The sequence below is a fragment of the Marichromatium sp. PS1 genome (assembly GCF_041155115.1).
GTDB lineage: Bacteria > Pseudomonadota > Gammaproteobacteria > Chromatiales > Chromatiaceae > Marichromatium > Marichromatium gracile.
In genome coordinates this window covers 1,627,857-1,641,537 of record NZ_BAAFHB010000002.1, presented here as the reverse complement: position 1 = coordinate 1,641,537, position 13,681 = coordinate 1,627,857, and the positions used below count along the sequence as shown (strand labels likewise).

Below are 13,681 nucleotides of genomic sequence, written 5' to 3'. Positions count from 1 at the left end.
GTCCAACCGGCTACTCTACGTCGGTTGCGCGGCGAGATCCATTCAGGGGGTGCCCCATGCACCGCCTCGGCGGAGCGTCTCCGATCCCGCCACCGGGAGCGGATCATAACCCGTGCGCGCCATGCCCGTCATATCCTTGACGGGCATGGCGCGCCGATCAGGCGGCCTCGGCCCGGGCCAGCGCGGCGCGGTTGAGCGCCTGGAGCACGGCGCGCAGCGAGGCGGTCACGGTGTCGCGATCGGTCGCCACGCCGCTGATCGGCACGCCGTCGACCTCGAGTTGGACATAGGCCACCGCCTCGGCCTCGGTGCCGCCGTCGAGCGCGTGCTCCTGATAGTCAAGCACCCGCAGGCTGCGGTCGAAGCGTCGCGCGCAGGCATCGACGAAGGCGGCGATGGTGCCCTCGCCCTCACCGCACCAGCGCTGCTCGCCCTCGCCGGCGTCGATCCGTGCCTCGACGCGGTCGTGGCCGGGATGATCGAGCTGATAGCCGATCAACCGCGCCGGTCCCTGTTCGCGCAGATAGTGCTCGCGAAACAGCGCGTAGAGGGTGGCGGCGGCGAGCGCCCCGCCGTGGCGCTCGCTCTCGCGCTGCACCACCTGGGCGAACTCGACCTGCAACCAGCGCGGCAGGCGCAAGCCGTAGTCCTGTTCGAGCACGAAGGCCACCCCGCCCTTGCCCGACTGGCTGTTGACGCGGATCACTGCGCGGTAGTCACGGCCCAGGTCCTGCGGGTCGATCGGCAGATAGGCGACGTCCCAGGGCGCGTCGGGGCGCTGCCGGGCGAGACACTTGCGGATCGCGTCCTGGTGGCTGCCGGAGAAGGCGGTATAGACCAGCTCGCCGAACCAGGGGTGACGCGGATGGACCGGCAACCCGGTGCACTCGGTGCAGACGGCGACGATCTCGGCCGGGTCGGAGAGATCGAGTTCGGGATCGATGCCCTGGCTGTAGAGGTTCATCGCCAGGGTCAGCAGATCGGCGTTGCCGGTGCGCTCGCCGTTGCCGAACAAGGTGCCCTCGACGCGATCGGCGCCGGCGAGCAGCGCCAACTCGGCGGCGGCCACGCCACCACCGCGGTCGTTGTGCGGGTGCACCGAGAGCACCACCGCCTCGCGTCGCGACAGCCGGGTGGAGATGTACTCGACCTGATCGGCGAAGACGTTGGGGCTGGCGACCTCGACGGTGGCCGGCAGGTTGATGATGCAGGGGCGATCGACCGTCGGCGCCCACTCGGCGAGCACCGCCTCGCACACCTCCAGGGCGTAGTCGGGCTCGGTGGCGGTGAAGCTCTCCGGCGAGTACTCGAAGGTCCAGCGCGTCTCGGGATGACGTGCCGCGGCCTCGCGCAACAGCCGCGCGCCGTTGCGGGCGATCTCGATCACCCCGGCGCGGTCGCGACCGAAGACGCGCTCGCGCTGTACCGGCGAGGTCGAGTTGTAGACATGGACGATCGCCCGCGGTGCGCCGGCGAGCGCCGCGAAGGTGCGCTCGACCAGCGCCTCGCGCGCCTGCACCAACACCTGGACGGTGACGTCCTCGGGGATCTCGTCGTGTTCGATCAACCAGCGCACGAAGTCGTAATCGGGCTGGCTGGCGGCCGGGAAACCGACCTCGATCTCCTTGAAGCCGAGCTTGACCAGCAATCGCCACAACCGCTGCTTGTGCGCGACATCCATCGGCTCGAGCAGTGCCTGGTTGCCGTCGCGCAGATCGACGCTGGCCCAGCGCGGGGCCTGTTCGACGGTGCGGTTCGGCCACTGGCGGTCGGGCATGGCCATCGCCGGGGACGGCCGGTAGCGGCGATGATCAAAGCGGGTCATGCGCTCTACTCCTTGGCGTGGATGCCCCGCCGCTGACACGCGGCGGGGCGGGACGCGGGCCGTGCGACGACGACCCGCGAATGAATCGGGGCCGGTCTTTCCCGGCAGTCAACCCTGAGGGCCTGTGAAGTGACGACCTCGCGCTGTCGTCGCGCAGAGACATGGCGAGCGTCGTCTCCTGTGCCTGGTCCCGGTAAGGACCCTCGGCCGCTCTCGTCCTGGTTGGGACATCGAGCCTGTTTCGGCGCGCGCCTGGTGGGCGTCTGCCGGTGGTTGGCGGCTGGTTGGCCGACGGTTGTAAGTCTACGCCGGAGGCTCAGGCAGAGGATTGCGAATTCGCGCCGCAAAAGCGCGTTTCGCGCAATAAAATGCCAACCCTGAAAACATCCAGACAACTGAAGACGCAACCGCGGAGCCTTGATGAAACTCGATCGCTATGACCGCCGGATCCTCGCCGAACTACAGGACAACGGACGCATCAGCAACCAGGACCTCGCCGAGCGGGTCGGGCTCTCACCCTCGCCCTGTCTGCGTCGGGTACGCGCGCTCGAGGCCGCGGGCATCATCACCGGCCATCGCACCCTGGTCTCGCCCCAGGCGCTCGGGCTCAACCTGCTGGTGATCATCAGCATCTCGATGGATCGCCACACCCCGGAGCGCTTCGAGCGCTTCGAGCGGGCGGTGGCGGCGATGCCCGAGGTCCTGGAGTGTCTGCTGATCACCGGGCGCGACGCCGATTACCAGCTCAAGGTGATCGTCCCCGACATGGAGGCTTATCAGGCACTGTTGATCGAGCGTATCACCCGTATCGAGGGGGTCTCCGGGGTGCACTCGAGCTTCGTGCTGCGGCGGGTGTTCGAACGTACCCAACTGCCGGTGGATTGAGCGCGCGCAAAATCCCTACATTTTCCACTGTTCGAATGGACGCCAAGGCCGATAACAAGGCATGGTCCGTGCTGCATCAACGACAAGGCAGCGCGCGCGCCGTCGCGATCACAGCGGCGGCCCCGCGCCGGATCCGGGCTCAGCCGCGCCGAGCGGGCTGACCACCCAGTCAGCATCCACGCAACGAGCAGATATCATGTGTAACGAAACATCGAGCAGAGGCACCCATTCCTGGCCGCTCGAGCCGCTTTCGCGACGCAGCGCCGGCCTGACAGCCCTGTCATTGCATGACGAGAATGTCCGTTTCGCCACAACCCGCGGGGTGAGCGAACACAACCGCACCGCCAACTTCGTCCCCGGCTATCTCGACAGCACCAGCGGCGAGTGGGTGCTGTCGCGGTTCCGTGACGGCTCCCCGGCGCCGGTGCATGTGCTCGACGGCCTGCCGCCGACCTGGGTGGCGCGCCGCGATGCCGCCGGCAACGTGGTACAGACCCGTCCCGGGATCGTCTCGGGGTTCGTTCGCGACGGGCTCTTCTACACCCGCGAGGAGGCCATGCTGGCGCTGTGCTGAGAGCAGCGCCCCGAACTCAGCGACGCGCCTCGCGGACGGCCTGCTCGGTGAGGGCGTGGCCGAGCTCGATCAACTCGCTGGCGCGGTGGAACTCGTGCGCGGCACAGGTATCGCGCGGCACATCGATCACCACGTCGGGGCGATAGGCGGCCAGCTGCACCGCGGCGATACTGTTCTGCATGGTCTCGAAGGAGCGGTTCATCAGCTCGAACATCCCCAGCTTGTCCTCGTCCTCGCGGGCGAGATCGAGTCCGATGGCGTCGAGAAACTGGCGAATCCGTTGCTCGTAACCGATCTCGGCAGGGGGCGTGGCCGAGGCCGCGGCATCATTCCGGCGCTCGACCCGGGGGCGTGGCGCCTCGGGGATGGGCTGGGCATTGAGGTTGACCGCGATGGTCAGGTCGGTGAGGTCGCGAAAGGTCGGGGCGATCGGCACCGGATTGAGCAATCCGCCATCGACCAGGGTCTTGCCCAGATAGCAGTGCGGGCGGAACACACCGGGGATCGAGATCGAGGCGCGGATGGCGTCGAACAGCGCGCCGCGCGAGATCCACACCTCGCGCTGGCGGTCGAGGTCGGTGGCCACCGCGGTGAAGACGATCGGCAGATCCTCGATGGCGAAGTCACCGACCATCGCCCGCAGGGTGTCCATGATGCGGTTGCCCTTGATCAGCCCGTCGCCGCTGAAGGCGAAGTCGAGGAAGCGCAGCACGTCGGGACGGCGCAGCGCACACACCCAATGCTTGTAGGCGTCGAGCTCGCCGGCGGCGTGGATGCCTCCGACCAGCGCACCCATCGAGGCGCCGCTGATCGAGGCGATCCGATAACCATGGGCATTCAGCCACTCGATCACGCCGATGTGGACCAGCCCGCGCGCGCCACCGCTGCCGAGCACCAGGGAGACGAGTTGTCCCGACACCGCGGTTACCCCCGGGCGCTCACTGGCGCCGCCGCGCGCGCCGCTGACGCAGACGGATCTGGGTCCATGCCGGACCCGAGAGCGCATAGCTGACCGACATCACAAACAGCACCAGCGGCGGGTTGATGTAGACCACCGCGAAGCTGAGCATGATGACCACGGCGAGCAGGAAGGGCACGCGCCCCTGCAGATTGACCTGCTTGAAGCTCTGATAGCGGAAATTGCTCACCATCAACAGGCCGGCCCCGGCGGTGAGCAGCGCGGCGAGCCATGACAGACTCGCCCCATCGACCCCCAGGTCGGTGCCCAGCCACACACCAGTGGCGATGATCGAGGCCGCCGCCGGACTCGCCAGCCCCTGGAAGTAGCGCTTGTCGGCGATCCCGACCTGGGTATTGAAACGCGCCAGCCGCAGCGCGGCGGCGGCGGTATAGACGAAGGCGGCGAGCCAGCCGACCTTGCCCAGCCCGGAGAGCGCCCAGTGATAGGCGACCAGCGCCGGGGCGACGCCGAAGGCGACCATGTCCGAGAGGCTGTCGTACTCGGCGCCGAAATCGGTCTGGGTATGGGTCAGTCGCGCGATGCGCCCGTCGAAACCATCGAGCACCATGGCCGCGAGCACCGCCAGCGCAGCGGCTTCGAAACGCCCATGGGTGGCCGAGAGCACGGCATAGAAGCCCGCGAACAGCGCGGCAGTGGTGAACAGGTTGGGCAGCAGATAGATGCCGCGGGCCCGTTTGCGGGATGCGAGCGTTTCGTCCATAGTCTCCTTTGTCTGGATGCGCAGCAGGACTTGCACTGGCGCGAGTATAGCCGGGAGCCGACCCCGTCCGAAAGCGAGGAGCGGCACGCGCATCCGGGTGCGATCATCCGGGGACAGACACCGAACGCGCTCGAATCCACGCACCGTCGCCAGACGGACGGAGGGGACATGAGCCTGCATCGACCCAAACCGCCGCTGCCCAGTGACGACACCCGCTGGAAGCTGGTCAACGCCACCATGCGCCGCAACGGCTATGCCGATCACGCCCTGATCGAGACCCTGCACAGCGTCCAGGACGCCTTCGGCTTTCTCGACGAGACCGCGCTCAGGTTCGTCGCCGCCTCGCTCGACGTCCCGTTGAGCAAGGTCTTCGGTGTCGCCACCTTCTATCATCTGTTCCGACTCAAGCCCAAGGGACGTCACACCTGTGTGGTGTGCACCGGCACCGCCTGCTATATCAAGGGGGCGGGCGTGCTGGTCGATGCGCTGCGCGCGCACCACCAGGTCGAGCCCGGCGAGACCACCGCCGACGGCGCGCTCTCGGTGCTCACCGCGCGCTGTGTCGGCGCCTGCGGACTGGCCCCGGCGGCGGTGGTCGACGGCGAGGTCGTCGGCAAGCTCGCCCCGGAAGCACTGCTCGAACGGCTCGATCAGCTCGAACACGCGAAGACCGCACCAGCGCCGCCACCACGCGCCCGCGCGCCGGCCTGAGGCGGCGGCCTCAGCACAGGGGGCGGCGGGCACCGTCAGGCGCCACCGACCAGTCAGCCACCGAGATAGCCAACCTCAAGAGGAGAGCGGGACCGGGGCTTGCCAACGAGCCGTGCTATCCCACCCGGCCACAGCCGGGCTCCCCGCGACAGAGCGATGCATCTGGACGACCTCGCCGAACAGGCCGCCACCATCCGCGCCCGCGACGCGGAGACCGAACACGAGATCCGGGTGTGCATGGCCGCGAGCTGTCAGTCCTCGGGCTCCGGCCAGGTGCTCGATGCGCTGCGTGCCGGGGTCGAGCCGCAGACCCAGAGCTGTCGGGTCAAGGGGGTCGGGTGCATGGGGCTGTGCTCGGCCGGTCCGCTGGTCGCGGTGGCCGCACCCGGCGACACGCTGAACGCCTCGCGCCTCTATCGCGACGTCGCCCCCACCGACGCCCCGGCGATCCTCGACAACCTCGGCAACCCTGAGCCCATCGAGCGGCTGCACTGCCCCACCGACCAGCCCTTCTTCACCGCCCAGCATCGCATCGTGCTCGAACACTCGGGCCGGATCGACCCCGACAGCCTCGACGACGCCATCGCCGTCGGCGGCTACAGCGCCCTGGTGCGCGCGCTCACCGAGCTGACCCCGGCCGAGGTGCTCCGCGAGGTCACCAGCAGCGGCCTGCGCGGTCGCGGCGGCGGCGGCTACCCGACCGGACTGAAGTGGTCGACGGTGGCGAAGATGCCGGGCGGGCAGAAATATGTCGTGTGCAACGCCGACGAGGGCGACCCCGGCGCCTTCATGGATCGCGCGGTGCTCGAGTCAGACCCCCATCGGGTGATCGAGGGCATGGCCATCGCCGGCTATGCCGTCGGCGCGAGCAAGGGCTATGTCTATGTCCGCGCCGAGTACCCGCTGGCCGTCGAGCGGCTCACCAACGCCATCCGCAAGGCCAAGCGCGCCGGCTTCCTCGGCAGCCAGATCGCCGACACCCAGTTCGGCTTCGAGATCGAGCTCCGTCTCGGCGCCGGCGCCTTCGTCTGCGGCGAGGAGACCGCGCTGATGGCCTCGATCCAGGGGCTGCGCGGCCAGCCACGGCCACGCCCGCCCTACCCCGCCGAGGCCGGGCTGTGGGGCTGTCCGACGCTGATCAACAACGTCGAGACCTTCGCCAACATCGCCCCCATCGTGCGCGAGGGCGGCGACTGGTTCGCCGCCCTCGGCACCGAGGGCTCCAAGGGCACCAAGGTCTTCGCGCTCGCCGGCACCATCGTCAACACCGGGCTGATCGAGGTGCCCATGGGCACCCGCCTGGCGCACATCATCGAGGTCATCGGCGGCGGCATCCCCGGCGGCGGTCGGGTCAAGGCGGTACAGACCGGCGGCCCCTCGGGCGGCTGCATCCCCCGCGCCCATCTCGACACCCCGGTCGACTACGACAGCCTCAAGGGCCTGGGCACCATCATGGGGTCGGGGGGGATGATCGTGATGGACGAGCGCTCGAGCATGGTCGATGTCGCGCGCTACTTCATGGAGTTCTGCATGACCGAGTCGTGCGGCAAGTGCGTGCCCTGTCGCACCGGCACCCAGCAGATGCACGCCCTGCTCGAACGCATCGCCGCCGCCGAGGCCGGGCGCGCCGAGCTGGCGCTGCTCGAGGAGCTGTGCGAGGTGGTGCAGGCCACCAGCCTGTGCGGGCTCGGTCAGACCGCGCCCAATCCGGTGCTGAGCACGCTACGCTATTTCCGCGACGAGTACGAGTCGCGACTCGTCGACTGAAGGCACGGGAGGGAGCATGCCAGGTCCAGCCAGCCAGCCCAAGGTCCGTGTCGTCACCTTCAGGGTCGACGACCAGGACCTCTCCGCCCGCGAGGACGAGACCCTGATCGAGGTCTGTCGCGAGCACCGCATCCCGATCCCCAGCCTCTGCTACCTCGAGGGGCTCTCGGCCTGGGGCGGGTGCCGCTTGTGCATGGTCGAGATCGTCGGCCAACCACGCCTGGCCGCCGCCTGCTCGACGCGGGTGGTCGAGGGCATGGAGGTGCACACCGACACCGAGCGGCTGCGCCGCTACCGCCGCACCCTGGTCGAGCTGCTGTTCGCCGAGCGCGCCCATGTCTGCTCGGTGTGCGTCTCCAACGGTCACTGCGAGCTGCAGACTCTGGCGCAACGCTGCGGGGTCGACCACATGCGCATGCCCAGACGCGCCGTCTCCTACCCGGTCGACAGCTCGCACGAGATGTTCCGGGTCGATCACGACCGCTGCATCCTCTGCACCCGCTGCGTGCGGGTGTGCGACGAGATCGAGGGCGCCCACACCTGGGACGTGATGGGTCGGGGCAGCGACTGTCGGGTGATCACCGACATGGCTCAGCCCTGGGCCGAGAGCGAGACCTGTACCAGCTGCGGCAAGTGCGTCCAGGTCTGTCCCACCGGAGCGCTGGTCAAGCAGGGCACCTCGGTCGGCGAGATGGTCAAGGACCAGCACTTCCTGCCGATCCTCGCGCGCCGGAGGCATCCACGATGAGCGCCACCCCCAAACTCAAGGTCGCCACCGCCTGGCTCGACGGCTGCTCGGGCTGTCACATGTCGCTGCTCGACATGGACCAGCGGCTGATCGAGCTCAGCGAGCGCATCGATATCGTCTACAGCCCGCTGGTCGATGCCAAGGTGCTGCCCGAACGGGTCGACGTCGGCATCCTCGAGGGCTCGATCAGCAACGCCGACGACCTCGCGCTCGCCCGCCGCTTCCGTGCGCACTGCCGGGTGCTGGTGAGCCTCGGCGACTGCGCGGTCAACGGCAACGTGCCGGCGATGCGCAACCACTTCCCGCTCGAGCAGGTGCTCGCCCGCGCCTATCGCGAGAACGTCACCCTGCAGCCACAGCTGCCCGAGCGCGGGGTGCCGGCGCTGCGCCAGCGCGTGGTGCCGATCCACGGCGAGGTCGCCGTCGACGTCTTCGTCCCCGGCTGCCCCCCGAGCGCCGAGGCGATCTGGCAGGTGCTCGTCGCCCTGCTCGAGGGGCGCGACCCCGACCCCAGCGCCTTCACCCGCTTCGGCGCCTGACCAACCCCAGGAGACCACCGGCCATGTCCGACCCCGAGACCGAACAAGGCGTGATCGTCGCCCTGCTCGAGCGACTGCGCACCCAGCGCCTGCCGCGCGCGCTCGACATCAAGGCCAAGGTCGAGCGTGGCGAGGCGCTCGACACCTTCGACCTGAGCTTTCTCGAGGAGGTCTTCGCCGACGCCCGGTCGCTGCAGCCACGCTGGCGCGATCACCCCGAGCTCGGCGGCATCATCGCCTCGATGATCCATCTCTACCACGAGATCACCACCCGGGCGCTCGCCAACGAGCAGGGGCGCGAGACGGGCACCTGAGCCGGCACGCCACGAGCAAGAGGACACCATGAGCCGCACCATCACCATCGAGCCGGTCACCCGCATCGAGGGACACGCCCGGATCAGCCTCCAGCTCGACGACCAGGGCGAGGTCGCCGACGCCCGCTTCCATCTCACCCAGTTCCGCGGCTTCGAGAAGTTCTGCGAGGGTCGGCCCTATCGCGAGATGCCGGCGCTCACCGCGCGCACCTGCGGGATCTGCCCGGTCAGTCACCTGCTCGCCTCCAACAAGGCCTGCGATCATCTGCTCTCGGTGAGCATCCCGCCGGCGGCCGAGCGGCTGCGCCGGGTGATGAACCTTGCCCAGCTGGCGCAATCGCACGCGCTCTCCTTCTTCCATCTCTCCTCGCCCGACCTGCTGCTCGGCTGGGACTCCGACCCGGCCAGCCGCAACATCTTCGGGGTGATGCGCCAGCACCCCGAACTCGCGCGCGACGGCATCCGGCTGCGCCAGATCGGTCAGCAGATCATCGAGACCCTGGGCGGCAAGAAGATCCACCCGACCTGGGTGGTGCCCGGCGGGGTGAGCGAGCCGCTCGGCGCCGAGCAACGCGACGCCATCCTCGGCCTGCTCCCCGAGGGGCTGGAGATTGCCAAGCGCACCTACGACCTCTACAAGGGGCTGCTGCCGCGTTTTCGCGACGAGGCGACGCGCTTTGGCAACTTCCCCACCCTGTTTCTCAGCCTGGTCAGCCCCGAGGGACGGCTCGAGCACTACGACGGGCTGTTGCGGGTGAAGGACGCCGAGGGTCGAATCCTCGAGGATCAGGTGCCGCCGCACGAATACCCCCGGCTGATCGGCGAGGCGGTCGAGGACTTCAGCTACATGAAGTTCCCCTACTACAAGCCGCACGGCTATCCGCAGGGGATCTATCGCGTCGGCCCGCTGGCGCGGCTCAACAACGCCGACGCCTGCGGCACCCCCTATGCCGACGTCGCCCTCGCCGAGTTCCGCATGCTGCAGGAGTCCGGACCGGTGAGCAGCAGCTTCCACTATCACTACGCGCGGCTGGTCGAGATCATCTATGCCCTGGAGATGATGGAGCGACTGCTCAGACACCCCGAGATCCTCGACACCCGGGTGCGTGCCCGCGCGCGCAGCAATCGCGACGAAGGGATCGGTGTCGCCGAGGCCCCGCGCGGCACCCTGATGCACCACTACCGTATCGACGAGACGGGGCTGATCACCTGGGTCGATCTGGTGATCGCCACCGGTCACAACAACCTGGCGATGAACCAGAGCATCCGTCAGGTCGCCGCAGCCTATGTCGACGGCAACAGCTTGAACGAGGGCATGCTCAACCGGGTCGAGGCGGTGATCCGCTGCTACGATCCCTGTCTGTCCTGCGCCTCGCACGCCGTCGGTCAGATGCCACTGGTCATCGAGCTGCGCGATCAGCGCGAGCGGCTGCTCGACCGCCTGGAGCGCACATGCCAGTCCTGATCCTCGGCTACGGCAGCCCGATCCGCGGCGACGACGCCTTCGGCCCGCTGCTCGCCGAACAACTCGGGGCGGAGACGAGCGACCCGCGCCTGCGGATCCATGCCCGTCATATCCTCACCGCCGACCTGATCCCGGAGCTGCTCGACTGCGACCGGGTGATCTTCCTCGACGCCGCGCTCGATACCGCGCCCGGCGAGATCCGTTGTCAGCGTCTCGACCCGAGTCGCGCCGGCGGATCGAGCATGGCCCACTTCCTCGATCCGCGCGAACTGCTCGCCTGGTGCGAGGCCCTCTATGACCACCGCCCGAGGGCCTGGCTGCTCTCGGTCGGCGCCGCCTCGCTCGACTACGCCAGCTACCGGCTCTCGCCCGAGGTCGCGCGGATGATCCCGGCGGTGCGGGTCCACATCGAGCGCCTGCTCGAACAGACGCCGACCGAGACCGGGAGCGAGGCATGAGCCAATGAAAAACGGGGATGCGCGAACGCATCCCCGTTGATCTGGTTCACCGACGGCCGTCAGAGACCGCTCGGCGACACCGGATCGGTGGCCGTTACCAGCCCAGACCGATCGAGAACACCACCGCGTGCACCGCAAGCGCGATGACCAGCACGGAGAACAGGATCGGCATCAGCCAGGTGGCAGGATTGACGACGAGCCAGATCTTCCAATCGTCATCGGGGTTTTTCGGCTTTGCGATATCGCTCATGACAACTCTCTCTTTGAGTGATGGTCAGGGACGCCGGTGGGCGTGAGATCAGAACCAGGGATTGGCCGCGATGACGAACAGATGGGCGAGCGCAGCAAGCCCGACGAACGCGGTGTAGGTCACCTTGAACTGCTCGTGGAATTCCTTCGCCTGCTGATCGGTCAGTCCGGAAAGACTCATTGGGGTCATCCTCCAAGATGGGTCATGGGTTACCGCGACCGGGGCCGCGGCGGGTGTGCCGCGACGACGAACGGCTCGCCGTCACGACGGAGACGGATCAAGCGGTCTCGGGCATGGCCGGAGCGGCTTCTTCAGCCGGTGCGGCCTCCTCGGCAGGTGCAGCGTCCTCGACCGGCGCGGCCTCTTCGGCGGCAGGCGCAGCCTCTTCGACTGCGGCCGGCTCCTCGACGATGACCACCTCCTCGACGACCACGACCTCTTCGGGCGCGGCAGCCGCCTCGGGCGCCGCCCAACCCTGATCCGGGAGCGAGAAGGCATAGACATGGACCGCGAGCGCGACGACCAGCACCGCGGCAAGGATCGGAATCAGCCAGGTTGAGGGATTGACGACCAACCAGATCCGGTAATCCTGTTCCATCGGCTTGTAGTCGAATACCTGCATGATTCTCCTCCTCGGCGGATTGCGAATTGAGAGTTCGGTGATCGAGAACCGAATGGCCTGGCAATCAGCCAGACCTTGAAATTTCTCAGAACCCCTTGGGGATCCCAGGTGTCATATTAGCTTGACGCCTTGTGATGTCAATAAAATTGGACAGATGTTTTTAATGGACAGACAAGCCGCTGAATCGGCTTTCATTTCAATTCGCAAGACATTTCATGGTTCGATAATTGCTAGTTTCCCGAGACGACCATGACACCCGGAAATCGACGCACCCCACTCCCCGGTGAGGCTGAAGCCACAGACGTCAGGAAGGTCCCGGAACCATCTCTCACGTCCCGAACCTGGCGCGGCACGCACGCCGCGCCAGACATCGGGATCACGCGCCGAGCAGCCCGCGATAGAGGTCGAGATAACGCGCCGCCGGGCGCCGCCAACCGTGATCGGCACGCATCCCGTTGTCCCGGAGACGATCGAAGTGATCCGGGTGATGGCGCCACAGCCAAGCGGCGCGACCCAGGACGGCATGCACCGCCTCGGTCGTCTGCGCCTCGAACAGATAACCGTTGCGCTCACCCACCGGGCGATCGCTGTGGTTGGCGTCGACCACGGTATCGGCCAGACCGCCGACCCGACGCACCAGGGGGACGGTGCCGTAGCGCATCGCGATCAGCTGGGTCAGCCCGCAGGGCTCATAGCGGCTCGGCACCAGGATCATGTCGGCACCGGCATAGATGAGATGGGCCAGCCCCTCGTCGAAGGCGAGTTCGAGATGGGCATCGGGACAGTCGGCCAGCGCCTCGCGCTTGGCGGCGAAGCGCGCGGCCACCGCCGCATCCGGCGCGGCGCCGAGCAGCACCACCTGACAGCCGAGCGCGAGCGCGCTGTCGATCCCGCCGAGGATCAGCTCGACACCCTTCTGCGCGTCGAGCCGACTGACCACGGCGAGGATCGGCGCGGCGCGCGCGCGCAACCCCAGACGCCGGCGTAACGCCTCGCCGTTGCGGGCCTTGAGCGACAGGCTGTCGGGGCCATAGTGGACGGGGATCAGCGGATCGGTCCGCGGATCCCAGAGCGCGTCGTCGATGCCGTTGAGGATGCCGCCGAACTTGTCGACATGGGCCTGTAGCACCCCCTGCAGCCCCATGCCCTGCCCGGTGTGCAGGACCTCCCAGGCATAGCGCGGCGAGACGGTATTGACGAAGTCGGCACAGTGGATGGCGCCACGCAACAGATTGGCCCGCCCCGGCGCGGCGGGATCGTCGAGCGGCCCCGGACCGAGCAGCGTCCCGACATCGACCCCGAGACGGGCCAACACCGCCGGCTCGATCAGCCCCTGATGGGCGAGGTTGTGCAGGGTGAGACAGACCCGGACCGGGGGCTCGCCGGCATCCGTCACGGCCCATTGCAGCGCCGGTAGCAGCGCGCTCTGCCAGTCGTGACAATGGATGATGTCGGGCCGCCATCCGGGGCGGCGCAGCAGCGCATCGGCCGCGCGCGCGAACAGCGCGAAGCGCAGCCCGTCGTCGGGCTCACCGTAGACGTGCGGGCGGCGGAACCAGTCACCCGCCGGATCGATCAGGACACAGTCGAGTCCCTCGGCGCGCAGACGCCAGCAGGTGCACTCGAGCGCGGCGCCGTCGAGCGGGATCGATACTGCGACGTCGAGCGGCTCGAGCCGCGAGACGAAAGGCTCCGGCAGCAGCCCGCGATAATAGGGCAGCAGCACCTGGACCTCGACACCGGTCGCGGCCAGGGCGCGCGCCAGCCCCTGGATGAAGTCACCGAGTCCACCGACCTTGGCAAAGGGCGCACACTCGGCGCCGACCATGACCACGCGCATC

16 protein-coding genes are annotated in these 13,681 nt (G+C 68.2%); 9 read left to right on the top strand and 7 right to left on the bottom strand.

Translation table 11 applies throughout. The features are described 5' to 3' along the window. Window positions 1–157: 157 nt before the first annotated feature. Complete coding sequence (gene leuA / locus ACAM26_RS08860; RefSeq protein WP_369613455.1) at window positions 158–1,825, bottom strand: 2-isopropylmalate synthase; 1,668 nt, start codon at window positions 1,823–1,825, stop codon at window positions 158–160. A gap of 420 nt (window positions 1,826–2,245) precedes the next feature. Between leuA and ACAM26_RS08855 the strand changes: the two genes are divergently transcribed. Next, complete coding sequence (locus ACAM26_RS08855) at window positions 2,246–2,710, top strand: Lrp/AsnC family transcriptional regulator (RefSeq protein WP_123140366.1); 465 nt, start codon at window positions 2,246–2,248, stop codon at window positions 2,708–2,710. 322 nt (window positions 2,711–3,032) lie between these two features. Next, the gene (locus ACAM26_RS08850; RefSeq protein WP_223806093.1) at window positions 3,033–3,284 is read left to right on the top strand and encodes a hypothetical protein; all 252 of its coding nucleotides are present in this window, start codon (window positions 3,033–3,035) and stop codon (window positions 3,282–3,284) included. A gap of 16 nt (window positions 3,285–3,300) precedes the next feature. On the opposite strand, the gene ACAM26_RS08845 is transcribed toward ACAM26_RS08850, so the two are convergent. Together ACAM26_RS08845 and pssA are read right to left on the bottom strand one after the other, a co-directional pair. Then, the gene (locus ACAM26_RS08845) at window positions 3,301–4,203 is read right to left on the bottom strand and encodes a patatin-like phospholipase family protein (protein WP_123140367.1); all 903 of its coding nucleotides are present in this window, start codon (window positions 4,201–4,203) and stop codon (window positions 3,301–3,303) included. Window positions 4,204–4,222: 19 nt separating this feature from the next. After that, window positions 4,223–4,966, bottom strand: a complete 744-nt coding sequence (pssA, locus tag ACAM26_RS08840) for a CDP-diacylglycerol--serine O-phosphatidyltransferase (RefSeq protein ID WP_123140368.1) — start codon at window positions 4,964–4,966, stop codon at window positions 4,223–4,225. 168 nt (window positions 4,967–5,134) lie between these two features. Between pssA and hoxE the strand changes: the two genes are divergently transcribed. From hoxE to ACAM26_RS08805, 7 genes are all read left to right on the top strand, one after another. Then, entirely contained in the window at window positions 5,135–5,677 is a 543-nt protein-coding gene (hoxE, locus tag ACAM26_RS08835; protein ID WP_123140369.1) for a bidirectional hydrogenase complex protein HoxE, read from the top strand. Window positions 5,678–5,833: 156 nt separating this feature from the next. After that, on the top strand, window positions 5,834–7,444 hold the full coding sequence (locus tag ACAM26_RS08830; RefSeq protein WP_123142577.1) for an NADH-ubiquinone oxidoreductase-F iron-sulfur binding region domain-containing protein: 1,611 nt from the start codon (window positions 5,834–5,836) through the stop codon (window positions 7,442–7,444). A 16-nt stretch (window positions 7,445–7,460) separates the two neighbouring features. Further along, on the top strand, window positions 7,461–8,192 hold the full coding sequence (hoxU, locus tag ACAM26_RS08825) for a bidirectional hydrogenase complex protein HoxU (RefSeq protein ID WP_123140371.1): 732 nt from the start codon (window positions 7,461–7,463) through the stop codon (window positions 8,190–8,192). After that, window positions 8,189–8,731: an NADP oxidoreductase gene (locus tag ACAM26_RS08820; protein ID WP_123142578.1), complete on the top strand. Its 543-nt coding sequence runs from the start codon at window positions 8,189–8,191 to the stop codon at window positions 8,729–8,731. The genes hoxU and ACAM26_RS08820 overlap by 4 nt, the downstream gene beginning before the upstream one ends. A gap of 23 nt (window positions 8,732–8,754) precedes the next feature. Further along, complete coding sequence (locus tag ACAM26_RS08815; RefSeq protein WP_123140373.1) at window positions 8,755–9,045, top strand: hypothetical protein; 291 nt, start codon at window positions 8,755–8,757, stop codon at window positions 9,043–9,045. A gap of 28 nt (window positions 9,046–9,073) precedes the next feature. After that, window positions 9,074–10,510 (top strand): Ni/Fe hydrogenase subunit alpha, encoded by a 1,437-nt coding sequence (locus ACAM26_RS08810; RefSeq protein ID WP_123140374.1) that lies wholly within the window; start codon window positions 9,074–9,076, stop codon window positions 10,508–10,510. Further along, window positions 10,498–10,968: a hydrogenase maturation protease gene (locus ACAM26_RS08805; protein ID WP_234523633.1), complete on the top strand. Its 471-nt coding sequence runs from the start codon at window positions 10,498–10,500 to the stop codon at window positions 10,966–10,968. The genes ACAM26_RS08810 and ACAM26_RS08805 overlap by 13 nt, the downstream gene beginning before the upstream one ends. Before the next feature lie 94 nt (window positions 10,969–11,062). Here ACAM26_RS08805 and pufA (ACAM26_RS08800) read toward each other — a convergent pair whose 3' ends face one another. The 4 genes from pufA (ACAM26_RS08800) to ACAM26_RS08785 form a co-directional block, all read right to left on the bottom strand. Next, the gene (gene pufA / locus ACAM26_RS08800) at window positions 11,063–11,218 is read right to left on the bottom strand and encodes a light-harvesting antenna LH1, alpha subunit (RefSeq protein WP_123140376.1); all 156 of its coding nucleotides are present in this window, start codon (window positions 11,216–11,218) and stop codon (window positions 11,063–11,065) included. Window positions 11,219–11,266: 48 nt separating this feature from the next. Continuing rightward, complete coding sequence (gene pufB / locus ACAM26_RS08795) at window positions 11,267–11,407, bottom strand: light-harvesting antenna LH1, beta subunit (RefSeq protein ID WP_062277812.1); 141 nt, start codon at window positions 11,405–11,407, stop codon at window positions 11,267–11,269. Between the two features lie 88 nt (window positions 11,408–11,495). Beyond that, window positions 11,496–11,840 (bottom strand): light-harvesting antenna LH1, alpha subunit, encoded by a 345-nt coding sequence (pufA, locus tag ACAM26_RS08790; RefSeq protein ID WP_132229825.1) that lies wholly within the window; start codon window positions 11,838–11,840, stop codon window positions 11,496–11,498. Between the two features lie 376 nt (window positions 11,841–12,216). Further along, the gene (locus ACAM26_RS08785; protein ID WP_369613454.1) at window positions 12,217–13,680 is read right to left on the bottom strand and encodes a glycogen synthase; all 1,464 of its coding nucleotides are present in this window, start codon (window positions 13,678–13,680) and stop codon (window positions 12,217–12,219) included. Window position 13,681: the final 1 nt, after the last annotated feature.